Origin of the sequence: Primorskyibacter aestuariivivens, assembly GCF_028023675.1 — a bacterium.
Classification (GTDB): Bacteria; Pseudomonadota; Alphaproteobacteria; order Rhodobacterales; family Rhodobacteraceae; genus Marinovum; species Marinovum aestuariivivens.
Map to the genome: position 1 here is coordinate 1 of NZ_JAQIOZ010000009.1, position 24,965 is coordinate 24,965.

Annotated in this window: 25 protein-coding genes, 1 tRNA gene and 1 pseudogene; 17 read left to right on the forward strand and 10 right to left on the reverse strand. The window is 62.4% G+C overall.

Annotation, left to right across the window (positions count from 1 at the left end; genetic code table 11):
• The first annotated feature begins 95 nt into the window (after positions 1–95).
• From PGB28_RS10790 to PGB28_RS10800, 3 genes are read left to right on the forward strand one after another with little or no spacing between them, the layout of a single operon-like run.
• On the forward strand, positions 96–962 hold the full coding sequence (locus PGB28_RS10790; protein WP_271421530.1) for an ABC transporter permease: 867 nt from the start codon (positions 96–98) through the stop codon (positions 960–962).
• Position 963: 1 nt separating this feature from the next.
• Positions 964–1,800: an ABC transporter permease gene (locus tag PGB28_RS10795; RefSeq protein ID WP_271421531.1), complete on the forward strand. Its 837-nt coding sequence runs from the start codon at positions 964–966 to the stop codon at positions 1,798–1,800.
• Positions 1,797–2,444 carry an aspartate/glutamate racemase family protein gene (locus PGB28_RS10800; protein WP_271421532.1) on the forward strand — a complete coding sequence of 216 codons (648 nt, stop codon included), beginning with the start codon at positions 1,797–1,799 and terminating at the stop codon, positions 2,442–2,444. Before PGB28_RS10795 ends, PGB28_RS10800 begins: the two co-directional genes overlap by 4 nt.
• 234 nt (positions 2,445–2,678) lie before the next feature.
• Here the strand turns inward: PGB28_RS10800 and PGB28_RS10805 are convergent.
• The 4 genes and pseudogenes from PGB28_RS10805 to PGB28_RS10820 all read right to left on the reverse strand — a co-directional run bounded on the left by PGB28_RS10805 (position 2,679) and on the right by PGB28_RS10820 (position 4,741).
• Positions 2,679–2,752, reverse strand: a tRNA-Gly gene (locus tag PGB28_RS10805).
• A 107-nt stretch (positions 2,753–2,859) separates the two neighbouring features.
• Positions 2,860–3,396 (reverse strand): fasciclin domain-containing protein, encoded by a 537-nt coding sequence (locus PGB28_RS10810; protein WP_271421642.1) that lies wholly within the window; start codon positions 3,394–3,396, stop codon positions 2,860–2,862.
• 102 nt (positions 3,397–3,498) lie between these two features.
• Positions 3,499–4,062, reverse strand: a pseudogene (locus tag PGB28_RS10815) (fasciclin domain-containing protein); the annotation flags it as partial.
• 136 nt (positions 4,063–4,198) lie between these two features.
• Positions 4,199–4,741 (reverse strand): hypothetical protein, encoded by a 543-nt coding sequence (locus tag PGB28_RS10820; RefSeq protein WP_271421533.1) that lies wholly within the window; start codon positions 4,739–4,741, stop codon positions 4,199–4,201.
• Between the two features lie 159 nt (positions 4,742–4,900).
• Between PGB28_RS10820 and PGB28_RS10825 the strand changes: the two genes are divergently transcribed.
• On the forward strand, positions 4,901–5,617 hold the full coding sequence (locus PGB28_RS10825; RefSeq protein ID WP_271421534.1) for a c-type cytochrome: 717 nt from the start codon (positions 4,901–4,903) through the stop codon (positions 5,615–5,617).
• A 6-nt stretch (positions 5,618–5,623) separates the two neighbouring features.
• Here PGB28_RS10825 and PGB28_RS10830 read toward each other — a convergent pair whose 3' ends face one another.
• The 4 genes from PGB28_RS10830 to PGB28_RS10845 all read right to left on the reverse strand — a co-directional run bounded on the left by PGB28_RS10830 (position 5,624) and on the right by PGB28_RS10845 (position 10,406).
• Positions 5,624–7,675: an ASKHA domain-containing protein gene (locus PGB28_RS10830; protein WP_271421535.1), complete on the reverse strand. Its 2,052-nt coding sequence runs from the start codon at positions 7,673–7,675 to the stop codon at positions 5,624–5,626.
• 124 nt (positions 7,676–7,799) lie between these two features.
• Positions 7,800–8,513, reverse strand: a complete 714-nt coding sequence (locus PGB28_RS10835) for a hypothetical protein (RefSeq protein ID WP_271421536.1) — start codon at positions 8,511–8,513, stop codon at positions 7,800–7,802.
• Positions 8,513–9,217 (reverse strand): hypothetical protein, encoded by a 705-nt coding sequence (locus PGB28_RS10840; protein ID WP_271421537.1) that lies wholly within the window; start codon positions 9,215–9,217, stop codon positions 8,513–8,515. The genes PGB28_RS10835 and PGB28_RS10840 overlap by 1 nt, the downstream gene beginning before the upstream one ends.
• 40 nt (positions 9,218–9,257) lie before the next feature.
• On the reverse strand, positions 9,258–10,406 hold the full coding sequence (locus PGB28_RS10845; RefSeq protein ID WP_271421538.1) for a CaiB/BaiF CoA transferase family protein: 1,149 nt from the start codon (positions 10,404–10,406) through the stop codon (positions 9,258–9,260).
• Positions 10,407–10,592: 186 nt separating this feature from the next.
• Between PGB28_RS10845 and PGB28_RS10850 the strand changes: the two genes are divergently transcribed.
• The gene (locus tag PGB28_RS10850) at positions 10,593–11,072 is read left to right on the forward strand and encodes an OsmC family protein (RefSeq protein ID WP_271421539.1); all 480 of its coding nucleotides are present in this window, start codon (positions 10,593–10,595) and stop codon (positions 11,070–11,072) included.
• On the opposite strand, the gene PGB28_RS10855 is transcribed toward PGB28_RS10850, so the two are convergent.
• Positions 11,056–11,748: a PAS domain-containing protein gene (locus PGB28_RS10855; RefSeq protein ID WP_271421540.1), complete on the reverse strand. Its 693-nt coding sequence runs from the start codon at positions 11,746–11,748 to the stop codon at positions 11,056–11,058. The two genes, PGB28_RS10850 and PGB28_RS10855, sit on opposite strands and share 17 nt — an antisense overlap.
• A 275-nt stretch (positions 11,749–12,023) precedes the next feature.
• On the opposite strand from PGB28_RS10855, the gene PGB28_RS10860 reads away from it, so the two are divergent.
• The 12 genes from PGB28_RS10860 (at position 12,024) to PGB28_RS10915 (ending at position 23,798) form a co-directional block, all read left to right on the forward strand.
• A complete protein-coding gene (locus PGB28_RS10860) occupies positions 12,024–12,920 on the forward strand; it encodes a YicC/YloC family endoribonuclease (protein WP_271421541.1) in 897 nt (298 codons plus the stop codon).
• Between the two features lie 3 nt (positions 12,921–12,923).
• A complete protein-coding gene (gene gmk, locus PGB28_RS10865; RefSeq protein WP_271421542.1) occupies positions 12,924–13,571 on the forward strand; it encodes a guanylate kinase in 648 nt (215 codons plus the stop codon).
• Positions 13,568–14,089: a gamma carbonic anhydrase family protein gene (locus tag PGB28_RS10870; RefSeq protein ID WP_271421543.1), complete on the forward strand. Its 522-nt coding sequence runs from the start codon at positions 13,568–13,570 to the stop codon at positions 14,087–14,089. Before gmk ends, PGB28_RS10870 begins: the two co-directional genes overlap by 4 nt.
• A gap of 82 nt (positions 14,090–14,171) precedes the next feature.
• Complete coding sequence (locus PGB28_RS10875; protein WP_271421544.1) at positions 14,172–15,368, forward strand: trans-sulfuration enzyme family protein; 1,197 nt, start codon at positions 14,172–14,174, stop codon at positions 15,366–15,368.
• A 5-nt stretch (positions 15,369–15,373) separates the two neighbouring features.
• Entirely contained in the window at positions 15,374–16,411 is a 1,038-nt protein-coding gene (locus tag PGB28_RS10880) for a sensor histidine kinase (RefSeq protein ID WP_271421545.1), read from the forward strand.
• A gap of 499 nt (positions 16,412–16,910) precedes the next feature.
• Complete coding sequence (locus PGB28_RS10885) at positions 16,911–17,951, forward strand: substrate-binding domain-containing protein (protein ID WP_271421546.1); 1,041 nt, start codon at positions 16,911–16,913, stop codon at positions 17,949–17,951.
• A gap of 93 nt (positions 17,952–18,044) precedes the next feature.
• A complete protein-coding gene (pstC, locus tag PGB28_RS10890; protein ID WP_271421643.1) occupies positions 18,045–19,517 on the forward strand; it encodes a phosphate ABC transporter permease subunit PstC in 1,473 nt (490 codons plus the stop codon).
• Positions 19,514–20,839, forward strand: coding sequence for a phosphate ABC transporter permease PstA (pstA, locus tag PGB28_RS10895; protein ID WP_271421547.1), 1,326 nt, complete (start codon positions 19,514–19,516; stop codon positions 20,837–20,839). The genes pstC and pstA overlap by 4 nt, the downstream gene beginning before the upstream one ends.
• Before the next feature lie 23 nt (positions 20,840–20,862).
• Positions 20,863–21,663, forward strand: coding sequence for a phosphate ABC transporter ATP-binding protein PstB (pstB, locus tag PGB28_RS10900; protein WP_271421644.1), 801 nt, complete (start codon positions 20,863–20,865; stop codon positions 21,661–21,663).
• Between the two features lie 7 nt (positions 21,664–21,670).
• Positions 21,671–22,396, forward strand: coding sequence for a phosphate signaling complex protein PhoU (phoU, locus tag PGB28_RS10905; RefSeq protein WP_271421548.1), 726 nt, complete (start codon positions 21,671–21,673; stop codon positions 22,394–22,396).
• A 3-nt stretch (positions 22,397–22,399) separates the two neighbouring features.
• Positions 22,400–23,089: a phosphate regulon transcriptional regulator PhoB gene (gene phoB, locus PGB28_RS10910; protein ID WP_271421549.1), complete on the forward strand. Its 690-nt coding sequence runs from the start codon at positions 22,400–22,402 to the stop codon at positions 23,087–23,089.
• Between the two features lie 385 nt (positions 23,090–23,474).
• Complete coding sequence (locus PGB28_RS10915) at positions 23,475–23,798, forward strand: DUF1330 domain-containing protein (RefSeq protein WP_271421550.1); 324 nt, start codon at positions 23,475–23,477, stop codon at positions 23,796–23,798.
• A 220-nt stretch (positions 23,799–24,018) separates the two neighbouring features.
• On the opposite strand, the gene PGB28_RS10920 is transcribed toward PGB28_RS10915, so the two are convergent.
• Complete coding sequence (locus PGB28_RS10920) at positions 24,019–24,933, reverse strand: LysR substrate-binding domain-containing protein (protein WP_271421551.1); 915 nt, start codon at positions 24,931–24,933, stop codon at positions 24,019–24,021.
• Positions 24,934–24,965: the final 32 nt, after the last annotated feature.

Here is a 24,965-nt window from a genome sequence, read left to right on the forward strand (position 1 = left end):
CCCCCCCCCCCCCCCCCCCCCCCGACCGGGGGGACGTTCCGTCCCCCCGGACCCCCCTTGAGAGTTTATTTGGCAAGATGAAGAGGCAGGGTCCGATGGCATCCAACCTGGCACGAAACCGCCACCTTCTGGGATGGCTGCAGGCCGCGCCGCTTGGGGTGGTTCTTCTGGCCTTTCTGATCGCGCCCATCGTGATGATCGTGGTGGTCAGCTTCTGGGGCGCGACCGAGTTCTCGATCTACCCGGCCTTTCTGTGGGACAATTACGACTTCCTGTTTTCCTCGCCCGTGACCTACAAGGTGTTCTGGGCGACCTTCAAATACGCTTTGATCACTTGGGCGCTGACCCTGGCCATCGGCTTTACGGTGGCCTATTTTCTGGCCTTTCATGTGCGCAGCCTGACCATGCAGATCGCGTTGTTCCTGATCTGCACGATCCCGTTCTGGACATCGAACATCATCCGCATGATCAGCTGGATCCCGTTTCTGGGCCGCAACGGCATCGCCAATCAGACGCTGATAAGCTGGGGGGTGATCGACGAACCGCTGGAATGGCTGCTTTATTCCGATTTCTCGGTGATCCTGGCCTTTGTGCATCTTTACACGCTGTTCATGGTGGTGCCGATCTTCAACACCATGATGCGGATCGACAAATCGCTGCTGGAGGCGGCGCGGGACAATGGCGCATCGGGCTTGCAGACGCTGGTGCATGTGATCATCCCGCTGACCAAGCCGGGCATCATGATCGGGACGATTTTCGTCGTCACGCTGGTGATGGGGGATTTCATCACCGTGCGGTTCATGTCCGGCTCGCAGCGGGCGAATGTCGGTCGGCTGATCTCGAACGATATCGCGCTATTGCAATACCCGTCGGCCGCGGCCACGGCGGTGGTGCTGCTCTGCACCGTGCTGATCGTGATCGCGATCCTGCTGCGCTTCGTCAATATCCGGAAGGAGCTGTAACATGGAACGCAGACCTCGCAGCTTTTACCTGCTTGCTGCTTTCTTTGGGCTGTTCGTCCTGTTTCTCTACGGCCCCATCGTGACCATCGGCATCCTGAGCTTTCAGGGGCCGCAGGGTGGGCTGACCTTTCCGATGAACGGTGTCTCGCTGCACTGGTTCCGCGACCTGTTTCAGGAGCAGGCGGTGGGCGATATCTGGGGCGCGTTCCGGCGCAGCTTTGCGCTGGGGCTGATGGTGATGGTCACCACGGTTGTCGTGTCGGTCATGGCCGGGCTGGCGTTCCGCAAGCGATTCCGCGGATCGGGCCTTTTGTTCTACGCCGCCATCACCTCGCTGGTGATCCCGTCGATCCTGATCTCGCTGGGCGTCGGGCTGATCTTCAACCAGCTTGGTTTCAGGATCCACTGGGCGACTTCGGGGTTTGGTGCGCAGCTCACCTGGACGCTGCCTTTCGGGTTGCTCATCATGTTCGCGGTCTTCAACCGTTTCGACAAAAGCTACGAGGAAGCCGCGCGCGACCTGGGCGCAACCGCATGGCAGACGATCCGCTTCGTGGTGCTGCCGATCATTGCGCCCTCGCTCATCGGGGTGGCGCTTTTCGGCTTCACGCTGAGCTATGACGAGTTTGCCCGAACGCTTCTCACCGCGGGGAGCTACAACACCCTGCCGCTGGAGATTTTCGGCATGACGACCAATGTCACCACGCCGGTGATCTATGCGTTGGGAACGCTCACCACGCTGTTTTCCTTCGCCATCATTGCGGCCTTCCTGCTCGGGGTCTGGATCATCGGCAAGCGCCGGGCGCGGCTTGGCTCGGATGCGGGGAAGGGCGTATGAAGATCGCCTATATCAACCCAAATTCAACCGCCGCCATGACCGACGGTATTGTCGCCACCGCGCGCGCGGCCATGCCCGAGGCCGAGATCATCGGCCTGACCAATGCCAGCGCCCCGGCAGCGATCCAGGGCAAGGCGGACGGAGACGCGGCCATACCCGGCCTGTTGGATCTCATGCCAGTGGCGCGCGGGCAGGGTGCCGATGTGATCGTGATTGCCTGTTTCGACGATACCGGGCTGGCCGAAGCGCGGGCAATCGCCGGGTGCCCGGTGCTGGGGATCGGTCAGTCCAGCTTTGTCATGGCGCATCTGCTGGGGTTGCGGTTCTCGGTGATCACCTCCTTGCCGGTATCCATCCCGGTCATCGAGGAGAATATCCGGGACCAGGGGTTCTCTGGCATTTGCGCGTCAGTGCGGGCAAGCGGTCTGCCGGTCCTGACAATCGACGCAGGCGGGGCGGATGTCGTCCAGCGTCTTGCCGATGAAATCGCCGCTGCGGCCCGTGACGACGGCGCGGCCTGCGCCATCCTCGGGTGCGCGGGTATGGCTCATCTCGAGCCCGAACTGTCATGTCGCTCCCGTATCCCGCTGATCGAAGGCGTCGCCGCCTCCGCCCACCTGTCCCGGGTTGTGGCCGGCGGATAGATGCTGCGGGAGCCGTCATCCAAACCTTGTTGCCCTGACCGCCTGCGTCGTCGTGGCATTCCGGTGAAAAACCTGGCCCTGACCTCTCTCACGAGACCCACTTTATTTCGACAGCGGATTGGGTTTCTCATCGGGCTCATGAATGCGCGATCCCGACGCGACGCGGATTTCCGATGCATCAAAGGGCGAGCCGAAACCCGGGGGCGGAACATATGTCGTCTGACGGATTGGACTTGGAGCGGGTAACGGGAATCGAACCCGTAACTTAAGCTTGGGAAGCTCGCGTGATACCTTTTCACCATACCCGCGCTCCGGAGTGAGGAAATAACGCAGGGTTTGTGCCGCTGCAAGGGGCAACACAGCAAAACCGCCCCCGGATCGGACCGGAGGCGGTGCGTGTTTCACAAGCCAGCGATCAACGCGGCAGAAGTACGCCTTCGACCACATGGATCACGCCGTTGGACTGCATCACGTCGGCCTGTGTCACCTCATAGGCATTGCCGTTCTCGTCAAAGATGAACACCCGGTTGCCTGCTGTCACCTTGGCCGACAACGCATCACCCGACACGGCGTTGAAATGGTAGAACCGGTCGCGATTGCCGCGCGCCTCGCGGATGATGTCCTCCGCCGTCCAGCGGCCCGGGACAACATGCGCGGTCAGGATCTTGGTCAGCTGATCCTTGTTCTCGGGTTTCAGAAGCGTCTCGACCGTGCCGTCGGGCAGGGCGGCAAAGGCGTCATTGGTGGGCGCAAAAACGGTGAACGGGCCTTCGCCCGACAGGGTCTCGACCAGACCGGCGGCTTTCACGGCGGCGACAAGTGTTGTGTGATCGGCCGAATTCACCGCGTTCTCGACGATGTTTTTGTCGGGAAACATCGGCGCGCCGCCCACCATGGGAACGTCGGATGCGTCGTTCTTCATCATGGCGCTGTCGTCCATCCCGGCATCCATCGACATGTCATCGTCCTTCATCATGGCCCCGTCTTCCATGTCGCTTTCCATCGACATGTCATCGTCCTTCATCATGTCGTCGCCCATGCCGCCCTCGGGCCCGGGCAGCAGCACGGTGTCGATCACGTGGATCACCCCGTTGGATTGCTTCACATCTGCGATGGTGACGGTGGCCACGCGGCCCTGTTCATCCTCCAGCATGATGGTGTCGCCGTCATAGGTGGCCTGCAGCGTGCAGCCGCCCAGGGTGGGCACCGGATGGCTGCCGCCATCTTCGTCCACCATGCCCTTGATCGCTGTGGACATGGCATCGGCCCCCACCACGTGACAGGTGAGCACTTCGGTCAGCGCATCCTTCATGCCCGGCTCAAGCAGCCCGGCCACGGTGCCTTCGGGCAGCGCGTCAAAGGCTGCGTTGGTGGGGGCAAAGACGGTGAAGGGGCCGTCGCCCATCAACGTCTCGACCAGCCCGGCGGCTTTTACCGCGGCCACAAGTGTGGTGTGATCGGCCGAGTTCACGGCGTTTTCGATGATATTCTTATCGGCAAACATCGGCGCGCCGCCGACCATCGGATTATCGGTTTCAGAATGGCTGGCGGCAAAGCCTGCGGCCCCGGCCAGGATCAGGCCGGTGGTCAATGCGCTGGTTCTCAGGAAATGTGTCATGTCGTCCTCCTCTTCATGAAAGCGCCGGTCGCGGCGCGGTATGGGAGGAGCTACGGGAGGTCGTGATGCGGAGTTTCAGCCGCTCACGACCTCGTGATGCCGCGCGTCGGCAACGGGGCGGCGCGCGGCATGGGGGCTATTGCATCTGCATGATGCTGGAATTGGTAAAGAGGTAATTCTCTGCCCCCGAATGGCAGGCGATGCACCCCGCATCCATCCCTTTGGCCACGCGACCGGCAAGACGCATGCCCGTGGGGTTCTTGTCCAGCGTGCCATCCGGCAGGTATTTGACCCAGAACCAGTCCTCGTTATCCGCATCGTACCCGGCCTCGCGGCGGAACATCACCGTGATGGCGCCCAGGTGCTTGCCCGGATCGGCCAGCACCTCCTGCGCGCTCACGCCTTCGGGGCCGTAATTGCGCTTGACCACAAGATCGCCGCTATGCCCGTTCACCGTGCCGGTGGTGTAGAAGGTCTCAAGCATCATCCCGTGCGGTGCGACCCCGTCATAGGGAAAGGCGCGGATCATCCCATCGCCGACCATGTTCATCTCTTCCATCACCGCCCAGAGCTCGGCGGCATAATCGGCATCGGTGTCGGTGCCAAAGGGCGCGTCCTGCGCCAGAGCGGCTGTGGCGGTTAGGGCGAGCGCTGCGGCACCAAGGTGTTTCGTGAGCATGATAGTCCCCTTTTCTGCTGGCATTCCGCCCGAGCGTAACGCCGATGCCGCTTTCCCTAGCGTCACGATTGGTCACTCTCCCGTGCGCGGTGTTGAGAAATCGTGGCTGGACCGGGCCTCTGGACCGCGAAACGCTGGGGCAAAGCGATGGAGGACCGGATGAGACAGATGATATGGGGTATGGCGCTGGCCATGGTGGCGATGCCCGGCGCGGCGCTGGCGCAGGATGCGGCGGCGGGCGAAGAGGTGTTTCGCAAATGCAAATCCTGTCATCAGGTGGGCGAGGGGGCCAGGCACCGGACAGGACCGATCCTGACCGGCGTCATGGGGCGAAAGGCCGGCAGCGCCGAGGGCTTCCGCTATTCCTACAGCATGGAGGCGGCGGGCGCAGCCGGGCTGGTCTGGGATCAGGAGAAGATCGCCGATTACATCGCCGACCCGACCGGTTATCTGCGCGACTATCTCGATGATCCGGGCGCGCGGGCGCGCATGACGTTCCGCCTGCGCGACGACGAGGATCGGCGCGACGTGGCCGCCTATCTCGCCACGTTCAGCGATATGGCAGAGGACGAGGCGGGCATGGTGCCGGAGCTTGCCCCTGTGAGCGTCGCCGCGACCGAGATCTGCGTGCGCAATGCCAATGCCGAGCCGCATCTCTTTGGCGTCGAAGCCGAGGGGGCCGAGCGCAAGGTCACCATGCTGGCGCCGGGCGAGACGCTTTGCACCGAAGCGGCCCGCGCCGAAAAGGGCGTGGTTTCGGTCTGGGAAAACGCCGAGGCGTTTGAGGGCTGCTCCCGGCTCGTGCCGGTGGGGCAGGTGGAAGACATGCTGAAATATGTCGATTTCGACCGCTGTTTCTGGAGTTCCAACACCTGACGCGCCTCAGGCCCGACGCCTGCGCCGCCTGCGCCCGCCCTCGGCCCCGTCATCGCCGCCAGTGTTGAAGCTGACATCGGGCAGGGTGGTGATCTTGCCCAGTTCCGGGAAGGGATCGGTGGCGTGGGGGATGGCGTTGGCGTTGACGAAATGCTCCTGGAATTTCGGCTCGATGGCGGTTTCCACCTTGGTGATCTCGCGCACGACGCGCTCGATCTCTTTACGTGCGCCGACATTACACAGAGCAATCCGCGCGCCGGTGCCTGCCGCGTTGCCCGCGCTGGTGACCTTGTCCAGCGGCACATCGGGGATCATGCCCAGCACCATGGCATGCAGTGGCGAGATATGCGCGCCAAAGGCCCCGGCCAGCACCACGCGATCCACCTTCTCCACGCCACGTTCATCCATGAGCAGTCGTGCACCGGCGTAAAGCGCCGATTTCGCCAGTTGGATGGCGCGGATATCGCCCTGGGTCACGGTGATGCGCGGCCCGCCCTCGGCACTGGCGTCGTGGATCAGGTAGGCGTGGGTGCGGCCCTCGGGGACACAGCGGTCGGTCCCGGTCTGCGCGGCGGACCCGATCAGCCCCTTGGGGTCCAACAGCCCCGCGATGCGCATTTCCGCCACTGCCTCGATGATGCCCGAGCCGCAGATTCCGGTGATGCCGGTGGCCGCGGTCTCGTCCCAGAAGCCATCCTCGTCCGACCATTTCTCACAGCCGATCACCCGGAAACGCGGCTCCTTGGTTTCGGGGTCGATGCGGATCGCCTCGATGGCACCCGGCGCGGCACGTTGGCCGCTGGAGATCTGCGCGCCTTCAAAGGCCGGGCCGGTGGGCGAGGAACAGGCCAGCACGCGTGTCTTGTCACCCAGCAGGATTTCCGCATTGGTGCCCACATCCACGATCAGCGCCAGATCCTCGGATTTGCCCGGCTCCTCTGACAGCGCCACCGCCGCCGCATCGGCCCCCACATGGCCCGCGATGCAGGGCAGCACATAGACCTGCGCGCGCGGGTTGATGGCGGTGAGCTCCAGTTCCCTGGCCCCCAATGACAGCGATTCAGATGTGGCCAGTGCAAAAGGTGCCTGACCCAGTTCCACCGGATCGATGCCCAGCAGCAGGTGATGCATGACCGGGTTGCAGACAAACACCGTCTCGACGATCAGCGCCGCGTCGATCCCGGCCTCCTTGGCGATTTCCTCGGCCAGCGTGTTCAGCGCCTCGCGCACGGCGCGGGTCATCTCGACCTCGCCACCCGGGTTCATCATCGCATAGGACACCCGGCTCATCAGGTCCTCCCCAAAGCGGATCTGGGGGTTCATGATGCCGCTTGAGGCCTTGACCTCGCCGGTTTCCAGATCGGTCAGATGCGCCGCCACGGTGGTCGAGCCCAGATCGATGGCCAGCCCGTAAAGCCCCGCCTCATGCAGGCCGGGCCAGATGTCGATTATCGTGGATTTGCTGGCCTGATGATCGCGGTGCAGCGCCACGGTGACCTTCCAGTCGCCCTTGCGCAGCGCCTTTTGCAGCTTGGTGAGAAGCGTCAGGTCGGCGCGCAGGCCGTCGACCTCCCATTGTTCGCGGAGCGCGCGTTCCAGCCTCTCGAAATCACCAGTGGGGGTGTGCATGTCCGGTTCATCCACCTCGACAAAGAACAGCCGCGTTGCCGGGTCCATGACAATCGCCCGCGCGCTGGCCGCCTTGCGCACCACTTGTTTATGCACCTGGCTCTCGGGCGGCACGTCGATCACCACATCGGATTGCACCGTCGCCTGACAGCCCAGCCGCCGACCGGGTTTCAACCCGCGTTTCTGGTCATAGCGCTCCTCGACCGCGTTCCACTCAGACAGGGCATCGGCGGCGACCGTCACGCCATGCTTGGGGAATTCACCCACGCCCGGCGTGATCTGACACTTGGAACAAATCCCCCGCCCGCCGCAGACCGAATCGAGATCCACCCCAAGCTGCCGCGCGGCGGTCAGGATCGGTGTGCCAACAGGGAAGCGGCCCCGTTTGCCAGAGGGGGTGAAAACGACAAGCGGGTTTTGGTCGGTCATAGGATTCTCTCTCGCGCGTTATCTGGGCGGATCATAGGAGCGAAACACGCGATGGAAAGGCCCGGTTGCGGCACGGAATGCGGCGAGAGCGGCGTTGATTTCACCCGCCTCCGCAAATGTCCGTTCAGCCGGTCCCGCAATAGAATACATCGAGCCCGTCTTTGGTTGTCGTGTGCTCCAATCGGGTTTCGTCTAGTTTCGCTACGAAAACATCTCCCTCCCGTACGAATTGCAGGCACTCCTGCTGCGCGTTGATCTGTTCCAGGATGGCGGCCTTGGGATTGTTGCGCCGCAACAGGTCCCCACTGGCCCGAAGCATGACCGTTTCGACGCGCGGCGGTGCAGGCCGGAACCGCAGCACTTTGTAGCGGATATCTTTGGCGATTTTCAGTTGAATTGCATCGCCGACCTGACCGTGAAACTCCGTCTCAAAGGTGGCCACCACTTGTTCTATGGTACTATCCGGCCCCAAGGGGATGTTTACGTCATACAGCACCGTGCCAGACGCGCCATACACCGGGCGGATGTAAAACGTCACCAGCAACAGAATGGCGATCCCACCGCCCGCCTTGACGCCCACGTCATAAAGCTTGCTGCTGAATTCGATCATGCCGCCAACGACCCAGACACCGGCCACTGCGAAAATCAACCCGATCAGCATGTCCGCGAAGACCGCCTGACCTGTCCCGGCGGGAGCGCCGATCACGAACAGGATCACGAAAAGCACGCCCAACAGACCCGCACATATCCACGCGGCCTGTTTCGCACCCTTGCTGAATCCGCCCTTGGGCAGATAGGTCCAGGCCGGTTGTTGTCCGTCGTTGTCCTGTCCCGCCATCAGAAATCCACCATTTCAGAGCATTGCGACTCGGGAAAGAATGCCATGAGCACATGCATGTCCGGCGACCCAAACCCAAAGCACCCCGCGCCGTAGCTGAGCGTTTGTCCGCCAAAGCCGGTTTGTTGCACGTCACGTGTGGTGCACAGATCGTCTGCCACGCGGTTTTCACGCGCGGCATTCAGCATGTCGCGTGCAAAACCATCCGGCGTGAGAAACCCAAAATCCCCGTTCGATGTCCGCATCAACGTATCAAGCGCCAGCGTGGTGAATTCGGTGTCCGACAACTTCGCCCGGCCAAAGGCACAATTGTTCAGCGTTTCGAAATACTGCTCCCGGCTCAGCAGGAGAGAGACCACTGCCCCCGTCCCGTCATTGCCGCCGGTGGCCGGTGACAGTGCGTTTTCGAAATCGGTCAGGGTCAACGCTCCGTCCTGCAACAAACGCTGGACACCAAGCGACGACGCCCCGTTTTCCTTTAGCGTGCAATGCCCGCTGCTCCAGACCTTGGAGCAGGAGCCAGTGACTTCGGCGGATGCATCGTCGAACTCGTCCTTGCAACTACAGCTTCCGGCATGCAGCGGCGATGCGGCCAGATGCGGCCAGATGCGGCCAAAAGGGCAGACAGGACTGCCCCAGCGGAAAGTGTCCTGACATATGAAATCATGGTCAAATCTCCTTGGCAAAAAGAATGATCCAATCATGGCCCAAGCCAAATTCGTTTTCAACGAATGCGTGTGCCCGCTATTTCTCCCCCAACCAGCGCAGTATCTCCCCCCGGTTGCCATCCAGATCGGGTGCGGGCGGGCGTGTGGTGCGGTCCTCCAAACCGCTCATCTTGATCGGGTTTCCGGCGGCGGTATAGGCGTGGCGGCCGTTGCGGTCGAGCACGTCCACCACCATGTTCCGCGCCAGAATCTGCGGATCCTTGAGCACCTGCGCTACGTTCTGGATGGGGCTGGTGGGGATACCCGCGGCGGTGAGCCTCGCAATCCAGTGCGCGCAGGTATTGTCCAGCGTCACCGCCTCGATCAACCGTTTGAGAAGCCGGGCATTCTCACAGCGTGCCGGGTTCGTGGCAAAGCGCGGGTCATCGGCCAGCGGCAATTGCAGGCAGATGCAGAGCCGCTCAAACAGCACATCATTGCCCGCCGCAATCACGAACATCCCGTCGGAGGCATGAAAGGTTTCAAACGGTGTCACCGATGGGTGCCGCGCCCCAGAGGGGCCGGGGGGCGTGCCGGTGACCGAGGTCATGGCCACCGCATGTTCAATAATCGCCAATTGGGAATCGAGCATCGCCACATCCACCTTGCGCCCCTGACCGGTCGTCTTGCGGTCATAGAGCGCGGCCAGCACGCCCTGGGTCAGGTACATGCCTGCCACGATGTCGCCGATGGAGGCACCAACGCGAACCGGTTCCCGGTCTTTTTCACCGGTGATCGACATGACCCCGCCGCGCGCCTGCACCACCATGTCATAGGCCGGGCGTTTGGCATCCGGCCCGGTATGGCCAAAGCCCGACACCGCGCCATAGATCAGCCCGGGATGCTTGGCATGCAGCGTTTCCCAGCCATAGCCCAGCCGCTCCATCACACCGGGGCGGAAATTCTCCAGCAGCACATCGGCCCGCGCCAAAAGCCTGTCAAACACCGCGCGGTCTTCTTCGGATTTCAGATCCAACGCCACGGATTTCTTGCCGTGATTGATCGCCGCAAAATAGGCGCTTTTGCCATCCTTGAACGGGAGAAAGGCACGTGTGTCATCGCCGGTTCCGGGGCGTTCCACCTTGATCACCGTGGCGCCCAGATCAGACAGGGTCATGGAGCAGTACGGACCGGCCAGAACATGGGTCAGGTCCAGCACGATTACATCATCGAGGGGCGCGGGCATCTGCGAATCCTTGTCGTCATGGGGCAGGAGGTGTCTGGCACGCGGATATGACGGCAAGATGCCACAGAGGTTCAAGCCGGAACGTCTGCAGAGCGGCATCGGGCGGGGGACTGCCGGAAACGGCTTGGATTTCGCGCGAAACCGCGCAGAGTGAACCGGAACAGGGCTTCAGGAGGTGCGTCGCAGATGACCCGGCAGCATGAGTATAAGTCGCGCGTGATCTGGACCGGCAATAGCGGGCAGGGCACCGCAGGCTATCGGTCCTATGCGCGCACATGGGATGTGGCGGTTCCGGGCAAACCGGTGATCCATTGCTCCAACGATCCGCTTCTGGGCGGCGATCCGGGGCTGATGAATCCCGAGGACCTGTTGCTCAGCGCGCTCGCGGCCTGTCACATGCTGTGGTACCTGCATCTGGCCAGCGATGCGGGGATTTGCGTGCTGAATTACGAAGATGCGCCCGTGGCTGTCGGTGAGACTGCGCCGGACGGGGCGGGGCGGTTCTTGTCTGCGACCTTGCGACCACGGATCACCGCGGCGGCCGGGGCCGATCTGCAACGTGCGCATGACTTGCATGGCGAGATCCACCGCTTTTGCTTTATCGCGCGGTCGGTGAATTTCCCCGTCCATCATGCGCCGGTGATCGAAATCAGTCCTCGGACCTGACGACGCTCAGATAGGGCACGGGGCCCGGTTTGAACCTGGTCCGGGGTTCGGCAAAGGCGGCTGCGCGGGACTGACTTGGGACAGGTCGTGTTTCAAATCCGGGCGTCAGCGTGAGCACATCATGCTGCATGATGTCAAAACGGCGCGGCGCACGCCCGATCTTGCCATCGGTGACCAGACAGCCAAGCACTCGGCTGATATCGCCGAAATCGTCGGTCATCGGCAAAAGCATCATGCGCCCGTTCAGCGCCGGTTTGCCGATCCGCTTTTCCGCCGTGAGAGACAGATCGACCTGTGCCGGGGCGTCGAAGACCTGTGCGATCAGCTCGGCCGTCAGGTTGCGCGACACCGGTGACAGCATCGCCGAGAGCGGCATGCCGCGTACTTCCATACCCATCACGTCACACAGGTGTGACCCGGCAATGCGGATGCGCGCATGGCCCGTCGCGATGCGTTCGGCGACAAAGGCGTATTCGAGAATACCGTCAATGCCGCGCGGATCGATATCCGAGCGCGACGGCACGACGCGCCCGCGCCGCAGCCCATGCCAATAGGCATCCATCTGACGCAAGGGGGCGCACCATGGCGCGCGAAGTCGCTCTCCCCGATCCACGGTTCTGCGATCCCCGTCGAGGACGCGCAATCTAAGCGTTTCCGGCGTCTCCGGTTGTGACATTGTTCTTCCTCACCACGTAACCCCTTGACCAATTGAACCGACCCTTTGACCCTTGCATTAAGTATACGGTTACAATGGTTACCCAAGCCTTAATATCGCATGATTTCATAGAATTTTGTGGAGTTTTTCAGGAACTGGTTAACCTCCGGGCCGGAGACCATGCCAAAATGCCCGCTTGCCCCATGCGCCGGATTTGCCTATGCCGAGGGGGTTATCGGCCCCGCACCACAATATCTGGTAGCTGCGCGGGGGCAAACCTTCGGGGGATGGTTCATATGGCGCATCTGCAATCCATGACGGGATTTGCCTCGGCCCAGGGCAGCCATGACAGTTTCGACTGGACGTGGGAACTGCGCGGTGTGAATGGCAAGGGGCTGGACCTGCGCATTCGTGCGCCCGACTGGATCGAGGGACTGGAAGCTGAAATCCGCAAGGCGGTCACAGCCCGGCTGAACCGGGGCAATGTGACGGTCAATCTGCGCCTGTCGCGGCGTGACGGGGACACGGCGCTGCGCCTGAACGCGGCAATGCTGGACACCGTGCTGCAGGCCATGGCGGAGATCGAAGAACAGGCCATGGAGCAAGGCCTGTCGCTGGCGCCGTCCACCGCCGCCGATATTGTCGCCCTGCGTGGGGTGCTGGACCAGGCCGATGAAGAGACGGATGCAAAAGCGTTGAAGTCTTCCCTTATCAATGACTTACAATCCGTTCTTCAAGCATTTTGTGAGATGCGCGCCAATGAAGGCGCGGCGCTCGACGTGGTGCTGCGCACGCATTTGACAGAAATCTCGCGTCTGGTGCGCAACGCGCAAGAGACCGCCGAAGCCCGCCGCCCCAAGGCGCGCGCCGCGCTGCAGGCCGCCCTGCAGCGGGTGATCGACACCGCCGACAATATTGACGAAAGCCGCGTGGCGCAGGAACTGGCATTGCTGGCGGTCAAAGCAGATATTACCGAGGAAATCAACCGGTTGGACGCGCATGTTAAAGCGGCAAACGCGCTTTTGGATGCCGGGACGACGGTCGGGCGCAAGCTGGATTTCCTGATGCAGGAATTCAACCGTGAGGCCAATACGCTGTGTTCCAAATCCGGCGACAGCGAGCTGACCAGAATCGGGCTTGCGCTCAAGGCCCAGATCGACCAACTGCGCGAACAAGTTCAGAACGTGGAGTAACCCATGACCAGTGCCAACCGACGCGGGCTATTGATCATCCTGTCCTCGCCCAGCGGCGCGGGCAAATCGACTCTGGCCAAACGGCTGCGCGCCTGGGATGACAGCATCGTCTTTTCGGTCTCGGCCACCACCCGCACGCCGCGCCCGGGTGAAGTGAACGGTGTCGATTATCACTTTGTTTCGCAAGAAGAATTCAAAGCAATCGTGCGCGATGGCGGGATGCTGGAACATGCCCATGTTTTCGGAAATTTCTACGGCTCGCCCAAGGCCGTGGTGCAGGACGCGATTGAATCCGGGCAGGACGTGCTGTTTGACGTGGACTGGCAAGGCGCGCAGCAGATCCGCAATTCCGCGCTTGGGCCGCATACGCTGTCGATCTTCCTGCTGCCGCCTTCGATCATCGAGCTGCGCCGCAGGCTGGAAAGCCGGGGCCAGGACAGCGCCGAGACCATCGCGCGGCGCATGCAGAAAAGCTGGGATGAGATCAGCCATTGGGACGGCTATGATTTCGTATTGGTCAATGACGATCTGGACGCCACCGAAGAGCGGCTCAAGACCATCGTCTCGGCCACCCGCCTGCGCCGCCTGCAACAGCCCGAACTCACCGATCATGTCCGCAACCTTCAATCGGAATTCGACGAGATATCATGACTTTATACAACTTTGACAATGTAACCCCTGATGTGAACGAAGACAGCTGGGTCGCCCGTGATGCCAATGTGATCGGCAATGTGGTGATCGCGGCGGGCGTTTCGGTCTGGTTTGGCGCCACGCTGCGCGGCGACAATGAGGAAATCCGCATCGGTGCAAGCACCAACATCCAGGAAAACTGCGTGTTGCACACCGATATGGGCTATCCGCTGGTGGTGGGCGCGGGCTGTACCGTTGGCCATATGGCGATGCTGCATGGCTGCGTGGTCGGCGACAACACCCTGATCGGCATGGGGGCCACGGTGCTCAATGGCGCCAGGATCGGCAATAACTGCCTGATCGGGGCCGGTGCGCTGATCACCGAGGGCAAGGAAATCCCCGACGGCTCGTTGGTGATGGGGGCCCCGGGCAAGGTGGTGCGCCAGCTGGACGAGGCCGCAATCGAAGGGCTGCGCGAGTCGGCACGCGGGTATGAAGAAAAGATGCGCCGCTATCGCACCAGTCTCAAGGAGATCTGAGCGCCGCGTCACGACTTGCCCGTGCCGCATGGCTGTGTCACGTCATGGCCCAAAGACCTGCGTTGCTGACAAGGATCGCGCCATGACAACAGATCGCAAGAATGACTGGGGCACGCTGATCCGCCCCGAGATGCTGCCCGACAGCCTGAGCCGTCCGGTAGTGACGCCGCTCAGCCCGTCGGTGGTCTATGCCAGCCTGACGCCGGATGAGCTCGACAGCCAATATGAGGGCCGCGCGCAGGGTTACACCTATGCCCGCGAGGGCCATCCCAATGCCGATGTTCTGGCCGCGCGGATCGACGCGATGGAGGGCTGCGACGGTGGTCTCATCACCGGGTCCGGCATGGCGGCGGTGACGGCGGTGCTGATGGGGGTGCTGAAAGCGGGCGATCACATGATTGGCAGCGACCAGCTCTATGGCCGGTCCCTGCGGCTGATGCGCGATGACCTGCCGCGCCTGGGCATCGCCACCTCGCTGGCCGATCCCTGTGACGTGGACGCCATGCGCGCCGCGATCCGCCCCGAGACGCGGATGATCCTGATCGAGGTGGTGTCCAACCCGACATTGCGCGTGGCCGATATGGCGGGGATTGCAGCTTTGGCGTGCGAGGCGGGGCTGCTGCTGGTGGTGGACAATACCTTTACCACGCCGCGCGGGTTCCGGCCCTTTGACCATGGAGCGGATATCGTGCTGCATTCGGTGACCAAGCTCCTGGCGGGGCATTCCGATGTGACGCTGGGCTGGGTCTGTGCCCGCGATGACGCGCTTCAAAAACAGATCTACGATTTTGCCGTGACCACCGGCCTCACGCCCAGCCCGTTTGATTGCTGGCTGGCGGAACGCGGCCTGCACACCTTTGGTCTGCGCTTTGACCGGGCCGAGATGACAGCGGCGGCTCTGGCGGATGCGCTGGCGGGCATGGCGGGGGTGAAACGCGTGCTGTACCCGACGCGCACGGATCACCCGGATGCGGCCCGCGCGGCGGAGCTTTTGGGCACACGCGGCTGCAACATGGTCTCGTTTGAGGTCGAGGGTGGGCGCGCGGCGGCCAATGCGTTGACCGAGGCCGCGCGCGGTGTGGCCTTTGCGCCCACGCTGGGCGATGTGGGCACGACCCTGTCGCATCCCGCGTCCTCTTCGCATCGCGGGCTGAGCGCCGAGGCCCGCGAAGCGCTTGGCATGAGCGAAGGGTTTTTCCGCGTCTCGGTGGGGCTGGAAGAACCCGATGCCCTGATCGCCGAATTCACCCGGGCCGTCGCCGCGTCACAGGCGGTCTGATCGCGATGGAGCGTGTGCTGGCCTCTGTTGTCGATGCGCTGCCGCAGCCGGCTGTTGTGATTTCCGAGGACGAGCGCATCGTGATGGTCAATGATCTGGCCACGCGGGTGCTGGACCGTTCCATGGTCGGGCGGCATTTCATCACCGCGCTGCGCCAACCCGCGCTTCTGGATGCGGTCGAGGCGACCTTGCGTGACCGGAAAACCCGCAGTGCCAGCTTTCTGACGCGCCGGGACGGGCAGGATGCGAGCTTTACCGTGCGCTGCGCTTTGATCGAGCGCGAGGTTGGGCGCGCGGTCCTGTTGATTTTCGAGGACACAAGCGACGTGGAAAGCGCGGGCCAGATGCGCCGCGATTTCGTCGCCAATGTCAGCCATGAGTTGCGCACGCCGCTCACCGCGATGACGGGCTTCATCGAAACCATTCTGCGGGGCCCCGCGCGCGAGGATGCGGCGGCACGCGAACGGTTTCTGGGCATCATGGAAGCCGAGGCCGCGCGCATGAACCGGCTCGTGGGCGATCTGCTGTCGCTGAGCCGGGTCGAGGCCAGCGAACGGATGCGCCCCAAGGATCCGGTGTCACTGGACGCGCTGTTGCAATCGGTGCGCCACGGGCTTCAGACCCTTGCCTCCGAGGCCGGGGTCGAGGTCACGCTCGATTTGCCGGAGCATGAGGTGGTGGTGCCCGGAGACGAGGATCAATTGCGCCAGGTGCTGACCAATCTGGTCGAAAACGCCATCAAATACGGCAAGGACGGCGGGCGGGTGGACCTGCACCTGAGCGCGTCGGCCATGCATCCGCGCCTGCGCAGCGAGGCGGTCACCGTCACGGTGCGCGATTACGGTCCCGGCTTTGATCCGGTGCATATCCCGCGCCTGACCGAACGGTTCTATCGCGTGGACAGCCACCGCTCGCGCGAGATGGGCGGCACCGGTTTGGGGCTGGCGATTGTCAAACATATCGTGAACCGGCATCGCGGCCGCGTGCAGATCGACAGCACACCGGGGCAGGGGGCGGAGTTCCGGGTGATCCTGCCGGTTTAAGCGTTTCGGGGTTCACCTGACGCTTCGAGCATCACAAATGTCCCGAGAGCGCCGCGGGCGTGGCAGGGTATTTGTGTTTCAAGACAATCCCGAAACGCTATGGGCGCGAAATCTTCAAAAGATTTCGGTTCGATTTCATCGGATGAAATCTCTGCTGCGGTTGCCCCTGCGTCAGGGAATCAGAAATTGGCAAAGAAGCTGTCACAATACCGCACTGCATCGCGCCAGACCCTCACAAATCCGGCAAAGTGACCGTGTGATTTAACCCGCGTCTGCGCCAGCCTGTCGCAGGTCGAAGCAATAAATATCAAGCAAAGACAATGCCTTGACTCAGATTTCTGCGAGTATCGGCGCTATGGGCCCCCATCACGCGCGCCTTGTCATAAAACCGTTACACACATGTCACAAAAGCATAGCCAAACGCCAATAGTCAGCCCCCAGCGGACGCTTTCAAAACCGTAAACCCGGCGTCCCGATGTGAGACAACAGGAGCTTCTCCATGACATTTGCGAAACTGACCGCCTCCACTCTGGCGATCGCTGCCCTTTCCGCAACCACCGCTGCCGCGCGTGACAACGTGCAGGTTGCCGGGTCTTCCACCGTTCTGCCCTACGCATCCATCGTGGCCGAGCTGTTCGGCGACAACACCGACTTCCCGACCCCGGTCGTGGAATCGGGCGGCTCCTCTTCGGGTCTCAAGCGCTTCTGCGAAGGTGTGGGCGAAAACACCATCGACGTGGCCAACGCGTCGCGCGCCATCCGCGAAAAAGAGATCAAGGCCTGTTCCGAGAACGGCGTGACCGACATCATCGAAGTGCGCATCGGCTATGACGGCATCGTGTTTGCGTCGCAGCAGACCGGCCCGGCCTTTACCGCCTTTGAACCCGCCGACATCTACAACGCCATCGGCGCCAAAGTGATGAAAGACGGCGCACTGGTCGACAACACCCACGAGACATGGGCCGAGTTCAACGCCGATCTGCCGGGCGTCGAGATCGCCATGTTCATCCCGGGCACCAAGCACGGCACCCGCGAAGTGTTTGAGGAAAAAGTCCTGCTGGCGGGTTGTGAAGCCACCGGCGCGATGGAAGCCATGATCGAAGGCGGCATGTCCGAGGACGACGCCGAGGATGCCTGCTTTGACGTGCGTCAGGACGGCAAATCGGTCGATATCGACGGCGACTACACCGAGACGCTGGCCCGTATCGACGCCAATACCAACGGCATCGGCGTGTTTGGTCTGGCCTTCTACGAGAACAACACCGACAAGCTGAAAGTGGCGACCATGTCGGGTGTGACCCCCTCGACCGAAACCATCTCGACCGGCGAATACCCGGTGTCGCGCCCGCTGTACTTCTACGTGAAGAAAGCCCATATCGGCGTGATCCCCGGCCTGAAGGAATACGCCCAGTTCTTTACCGCTGACGAAATCGCAGGCCCCGAAGGCCCGCTGGCCCAGTACGGTCTGGTCGCAGACCCGGACCTGGCCGCGACCCAGGCGGCGATTGCTAATGAGACCACCATGGGCGGTGGCATGTAATCAGGGCAGAGGCCCGATTGCCGGGGGCGGCCTATTTCGCCGCCCCCGTACTCTTTTAGGACCTTTTGAAAAATCTGCTCATTGGGGGGCATGATGCCATTACTCTGGCTCTTTCTGATCGTGCTGGCGATTGCCGCGGCGGGCTTTGTGCTGGGCCGTGGCCGCGCCCTGGCCAGCGCCGGCGGCGATGCGCGCGCCCTGCATTCGCTGCCGGGCTATTACGGCTGGAACGTGGCGCTCAAGGCGATGGTGCCGGGCTTTGGCCTCCTCATCGTCTGGCTGCTGGCGCAGCCGCTCTATGTGGGCAGCACCGTGTCTTCGATGATCCCCGACAGCGCCATCAAGGACGGTGCCTCGCGCAGTCTTTTGATGGCCGAGGTGCGACGCACGGCGGACGGGCTGGACGCCGCCGTGGCGCAAGACCTGATAACTGCGCGGGACGCTGCCGATCCCGATGCGGATATTGCCGCGCTGACCGACAAGCTGAAAGAAGCCGGGCAGATCGTAACTGCGGAAATCACGCAACCGGTGCTGACCGCCGCGCAACGCTACCGTGATCTGAATGCCAAGGGCGCGTTTGCCATGCTGATCGCGGTTGTTGCCGTTGCGCTGGCCGGAGCATTCTACGGGGTCAATGAGGCGCGGGCCGAGTTCCGGGCGCGCAACGTGGTGGAAAACGGCGTGCGCGCACTGTTGATTGCCGCCGCCTCTGTGGCGATCCTGACCACGCTGGGCATCGTGTTGTCGCTGGTTTTCAACACGGTCGAATTTTTCCGGCTGTACCCCGCCTCCAATTTCTTCTTCGGCACCAGCTGGGCACCGAGCTTCTCTGGTCGTGGGGGCGCGTCAGATCTTGGGGTCCTCCCGCTGCTCTGGGGCACGTTCTATATCTCGATCGTGGCGCTGGCCGTGGCCGTGCCGATCGGGCTGTTCGCCGCGATCTACCTGTCCGAATATGCAGGTCCCAAGGTGCGCGCCGTGGCCAAACCGTTGCTTGAGGTACTGGCCGGTATCCCGACCATCGTTTACGGCCTTTTCGCGCTGCTCACCGTCGGCCCGCTCCTGGTCAGCGTCTTTGGCGATGAAGGTCTGGGCTGGATGCAGGCCGGGACGGCGGTGATGACCGCCGGGCTTGTGATGGGCATCATGCTCATCCCCTTTGTCTCGTCGCTGTCGGACGACATCATCAATGCGGTGCCGCAGGCGATGCGCGACGGCTCTTATGGCCTTGGCGCGACGCAATCGGAAACCATCCGCCAGGTGGTGTTGCCCGCCGCGCTGCCGGGCATCGTGGGCGCGATCCTCCTGGCCGCGAGCCGCGCCATCGGCGAGACCATGATCGTGGTGCTGGGGGCAGGGGCGGCGGCCCGGCTCAGCCTCAACCCGTTCGAGGCCATGACCACCGTCACCGCCAAGATCGTCAGCCAGTTGACCGGTGACGCGGACTTCGCAAGCCCCGAGGCGCTCGTTGCCTTTGCGCTTGGCATGACGCTGTTTGTTCTGACGCTGGGGCTGAATGTCTTTGCCCTGTACATCGTGCGCAAATACCGGGAGCAGTACGAATGACCGATGCAAGCCTCAACACGCCTGCGCATTCCGGCAAACAGCTGAGCCAGGCCGACGCGCACACCAAGAAACGCAACGCCGCCGAAAAACGCTTTCGCGCCTACGGGCTGAGCGCGATCCTGATCGGGCTGTTCTTCCTCGTGGTGCTGTTCACCTCGATCATCCGCTCGGGGCTTCCCGCCTTCACCCGCACCGTGGTGGATGTGGAGTTCACCCTGACGCAAGAGCAGTTCGACGCGGCGGAAAAGGAATTGTTCAAGACCAAGGCCTATTCCAACCTGTTTATCGCCGAGCTGCAGGGCAAGCTGGGTGAAAAGGGGGTTGAGGTCGAATTTGACGAAAAGGCCATTGAGCGTCTTTTGGGCAAGGTCGGCAGCACGATCCGCGAGCATTACAAGGAAAACCCCGACACGCTGGGCGCGCCGGTGCGCTTTGAACTGGCCGCCTCCAGCCGCGTCGATGGCTATTTCAAGGGCCGTGTGACCCGCGACACGCTGCAGGACAGCCGTTTCCTGCAACTCAGCGATCTGGACCTTGTCGATGCGCTGGAAGAGGCGGGCGTGATCAAGCAGGCGTTCAACTGGACCTTCATCACCGGCACGGATTCGGGCGTGGACAACCCCGGCGGTGCGGGCATCGGGGCATCGGTTGTGGGCTCGTTCTTCATGATGCTGGTGGTTCTGGCGCTGTCGCTGCCCATCGGCGTGGCGGCCTCGATCTATCTTGAGGAGTTTGCGCCGCAGAACAAATTCACCGACCTGATCGAGGTGAATATTTCCAACCTCGCCGCCGTGCCCTCCATCGTCTTCGGCATCCTGGGTCTGGCGGTGTTCATCCAGTTCATGCACCTGCCGCAATCCGCGCCGCTGGTCGGTGGCCTTGTTCTGACGCTGATGACCCTGCCGACGATCATCATCTCGACCCGCGCCTCGCTCAAATCCGTGCCGCCCTCGATCCGCGAGGCGGCGCTGGGTGTGGGCGCGTCCAAGATGCAGACCGTGTTCCACCATGTGCTGCCGCTGGCCATGCCCGGCATCCTGACCGGCACGATCATCGGTCTGGCGCAGGCGCTGGGGGAAACCGCGCCGCTCCTGCTCATTGGTATGGTGGGCTTTGTGGCGCGCGGCTACCCGGAAGGGTTTGCCCAGGGCTTCACCGAGGCCAACTCGGCCATGCCCGCCCAGATCTATACCTGGGCCGCGCGCGCCGATGTGAGCTTTTACGAAAAAGCCTGGGGCGGGATCATCATCCTTCTCGCCTTCCTTCTGACCATGAACATCATCGCAATCATCCTGCGCCGCCGTTTCGAGCGTCGTTGGTAAAACGGGCGATGGAGGATACACATATGTATGACGCGCCGCGCAGTACGGAGAACACAGTGTCCACGGAAGATATCAAGTTCGAATGCACCGATTGTCAGGTGTACTATGGAGACAATCACGCCATCAAGGACGTGAGCGTCAAGATCGAGGACAAGACCGTGACGGCCTTTATCGGGCCGTCGGGCTGCGGCAAGTCCACCTTCCTGCGCTGTCTCAACCGGATGAATGACACGATTGACGTGGCGCGGATCGAAGGTTCCTTCCTGCTCGACGGGCAGGACATCTATGACCGCAAGGTGGACCCGGTGCAGCTTCGGGCCAAGGTGGGCATGGTGTTCCAGAAGCCCAACCCGTTCCCCAAATCGATCTATGACAATATCGCCTATGGTCCGCGCATTCACGGGCTGGCCCGCTCCAAGGCCGATCTGGACGAGATCGTCGAGAAATCCCTGCGCCGCGGCGCGATCTGGGACGAGGTCAAGGACCGGCTGCACGCGCCGGGCACCGGGCTGTCGGGTGGCCAGCAGCAGCGGCTCTGCATCGCGCGGGCCATTGCCACCGAACCCGAGGTTTTGCTGATGGATGAGCCGTGCTCGGCGCTTGACCCCATCGCCACCGCACAGGTCGAGGAACTGATCGACGAACTGCGCGCGCAATATTCCGTGGTGATCGTCACCCATTCGATGCAACAGGCCGCGCGGGTGAGCCAGAAGACCGCGTTTTTCCACCTGGGCAACCTTGTCGAATATGACGAAACGTCCAAGATTTTCACCAACCCCGAAGACCCCCGCACCGAAAGCTACATCACCGGCCGGATCGGCTAAGGAATCCATGACCATGCAACAGCATATCTCAAGCGCGTTTGACCGCGATCTCGAAGGAATCCAGGCCAAGATCATGAAAATGGGCGGCCTGGTTGAGCAGGCCATCCTTGACGGGGCCGAGGCGCTCGACAGCCGCGACGTAGAACTGGCGGCCAAGGTGCGCGAAGGCGACAAGGCCATTGACGCGCTCGAAGACCTCATCAATGACGAGGCCGCGCGCGTGATCGCACTGCGCGCTCCCACCGCCATCGACCTGCGGGTGATCCTGTCGGTGATGCGCATGGGGGCGAACTTGGAGCGGATCGGCGACATGGCCAAGAACATGGCCAAGCGCAATGACGTGCTGATGCAACTCGCACCTATCGAAGGGGCGACCGCTGCGCTCAAGCGCATGTCTCGCGAGGTGGAGCTGATGCTGCGCGACGCGCTTGACGCCTATATCCAGCGCGATGCGGCGCTGGCTATGGATGTCATCAATCGCGACGCCGAGGTGGACCAGATGTATAATGCGACCTTCCGCGAATTCCTCACCTTCATGATGGAAGACCCGCGCAACATCACCGCCTGCATGCATCTGCATTTCATCGCCAAGAATGTCGAGCGCATGGGCGACCACGTGACCGCGATTGCCGAACAGGTGGTGTTCCTTGTCGAAGGCGAGTTGCCGGTGTCGCGCCCCAAGGAAGACGTGACATCCAACGACTCGACCCTGTCGCCCAGGGTCGGAGGCTGATCCATGTCCGCTCAGCAGCCCACGGTACTCGTGGTCGAGGATGAACCGGCGCAACGGGAAATCCTGAGCTATAACCTTGAGGCCGAAGGGTTCCGCGTGGCCCGCGCCGAGGATGGCGAACAGGCGCTTTTGCTGGTCGAAGAGGAAGCACCCGATATCGTGCTCCTGGACTGGATGTTGCCCAATGTCTCGGGCATCGAGGTCTGTCGCAGGCTCAAGACCCGGGCCGAGACGCGCAATGTCCCGGTGATCATGCTGTCGGCCCGGTCAGAAGAGGTGGACCGCGTGCGCGGGCTTGAGACCGGCGCGGATGATTACGTGATCAAACCCTACTCGGTGATCGAGCTGATGGCGCGGGTGCGCGCCCAGCTGCGCCGGACGCGGCCCGCGGCGGTGGGCGAACGGCTGGAATACGAAGATATCGTGCTGGACAGCGAGACCCACCGTGTGACGCGGGGTGGTGAGGCGCTGAAGCTGGGGCCGACGGAATTTCGGCTGCTGTCCACTTTCATGGAAAAGCCGGGCCGTGTCTGGACCCGCGAGCAATTGCTCGACCGGGTCTGGGGGCGTGACATCTACGTGGATACGCGCACCGTGGATGTGCATATCGGGCGGCTGCGCAAGGCGCTGTGCCAGCATGGCGGCGATGATCCGCTGCGCACCGTGCGCGGCGCGGGGTATGCGCTGGGGTGATCTGCGGTCCGGGCCTTCGGCCCGGCAAACGCTCCGGGGGAGCGTTTGAGCAGATCACGGGCGGAGCCCCTGGGAAGCTGACCATATGTCCGTTGTGCGGACAAAGCGTCGATTTGCTGCAGCCGCGCCAATGACGGCTTGGAGAAGAAACGTCTCAGTCAACGAGGGTCGTCTTCGCTGGTGTCGGAAAGGTGTGAATATTGGTAAACCGCTCGACACGAGCAAGCCATGGAACGGCCCGGTGGCGGTGGAGCCGGAGATACTACAGATTCTGTACTATATTGCACGAGGCACGCCCGGTACCTTTGATTAAACGCCTGAAGATTGATGGATACGCCTCGTTCGGTCCATTGGCTTCCGGCTTTGCAAAAAGGAGGTATGAAAGATGTCCGCGTTTGTTCTTTTCGATGTACGAGATGTCAAAGACACGGAAAAGCTTGGACAATACCAGTCCGGCGTTCTGGAGACAGTGAACGCCTACGGGGGGCGCTACCGCGTCTTAGGGGGACAAGCCGAATTAATCGAAGGCTCATGGGCAATCGGGATGCCCGTGCTGATCGAGTTCCCCTCACGGGCCAAGGCTGAAGACTGGTACAGATCGGATTCTTATCGTCCGTTGCTTGCCTTGCGCCGCGAAGCGACCGAAGGCGCGGCGCTTCTTATTGACGGCTGCGAGCATCCCCCAAAAGCGCTATCTCCGGACGGCTAAGCTATTGGCTCCGGACCTTCGCCGGACGACAGGAAAAGTGTTTTGGGTCACGTGCGGCGCCTCAATCATGTTCCTTGGCAAGTCTTGTGCCATAATCCACTGGCAAAACAAGGTATGATTTTGACCCGGTATTGCCCGGGTCTTGGAGAGCAGACATCCATGCGTCGCGCAGCAACTGGCAACGGTGGGCTCTGACCGGACACCAATCGAAAAAACTCTCTCACCTTGGCAGCCCGTCGCCCCCCTCCGCCTGCTCCGCCAGCCAGTCCCGAAACGCGATCATCGCCGGGCCCGGTGCAGGCATTTCGGGCCAGGTCAGATAATTGCCGCCCAAAGACACCGGTCGCGCCTTACAGGCCAGCACCAGCCGCCCGGTGGCCAGATCCTCGCGCACGAGGTAGTCGGGCAGAAGCGCCACCCCCAGCCCGTGCAAGGCCGCCTGATGGATCGTGGCATGTTGATCCAGGATCGTGCCGCCGCCAGGGATCTGAACGCCCGCCATGCCCTGACCCGCGAACCAGTCCGCCCAGCCCTCGGGGCGGGTTCGGATATGCAGAAACGGCATGCTCAGCAATGCTTTGGGCGCGTCGCAATTCTCTTCAGGCAGCAGCGCCGGCGCGCAGACCGGCAGCACCTCTTCGCGTTGAAGAAGCAGCGCATGAACACCTGGCCACTGGCCTGATCCAAACCGGATCGCGGCATCGAACCCATCGCGCGCAAAATCCGGCGGGTCGAGCCGCGTAGCCATGGAGATCGCCACATCCGGATGGCGATGGGCGAAATCCGGCAGGCGCGGCACCAGCCAGCGCATGGCAAATGTCGGCTGAATTGCAAGGTTCAGCCCCCCGGATGTGGGCGAAACCTGCAATTGCAGCGAGGCATTGGTGATCTGATCGAGCGCCGCGCGCACCTGTGCGGCGTAGGTCCGGGCAGCTTCCGTCAGGGTGATACGCTGCCGTGCCCGGACCAGCAGAGACACGCCCAATTGGTCCTCCAGCGTCTGCAACTGGCGGCTCACCGCGCTTTGGGTCAGCGATAATTCCTCGGCCACCGCCGTGGCGCTGCCCAGCCGGTCCAGCGATTCAAGCGCACGCAATCCGGGCAGGGACGGCAAGAGGCGGCGGGACAGGGTCATGACATTTCCTCATGAACTCAGGAGAGATGATT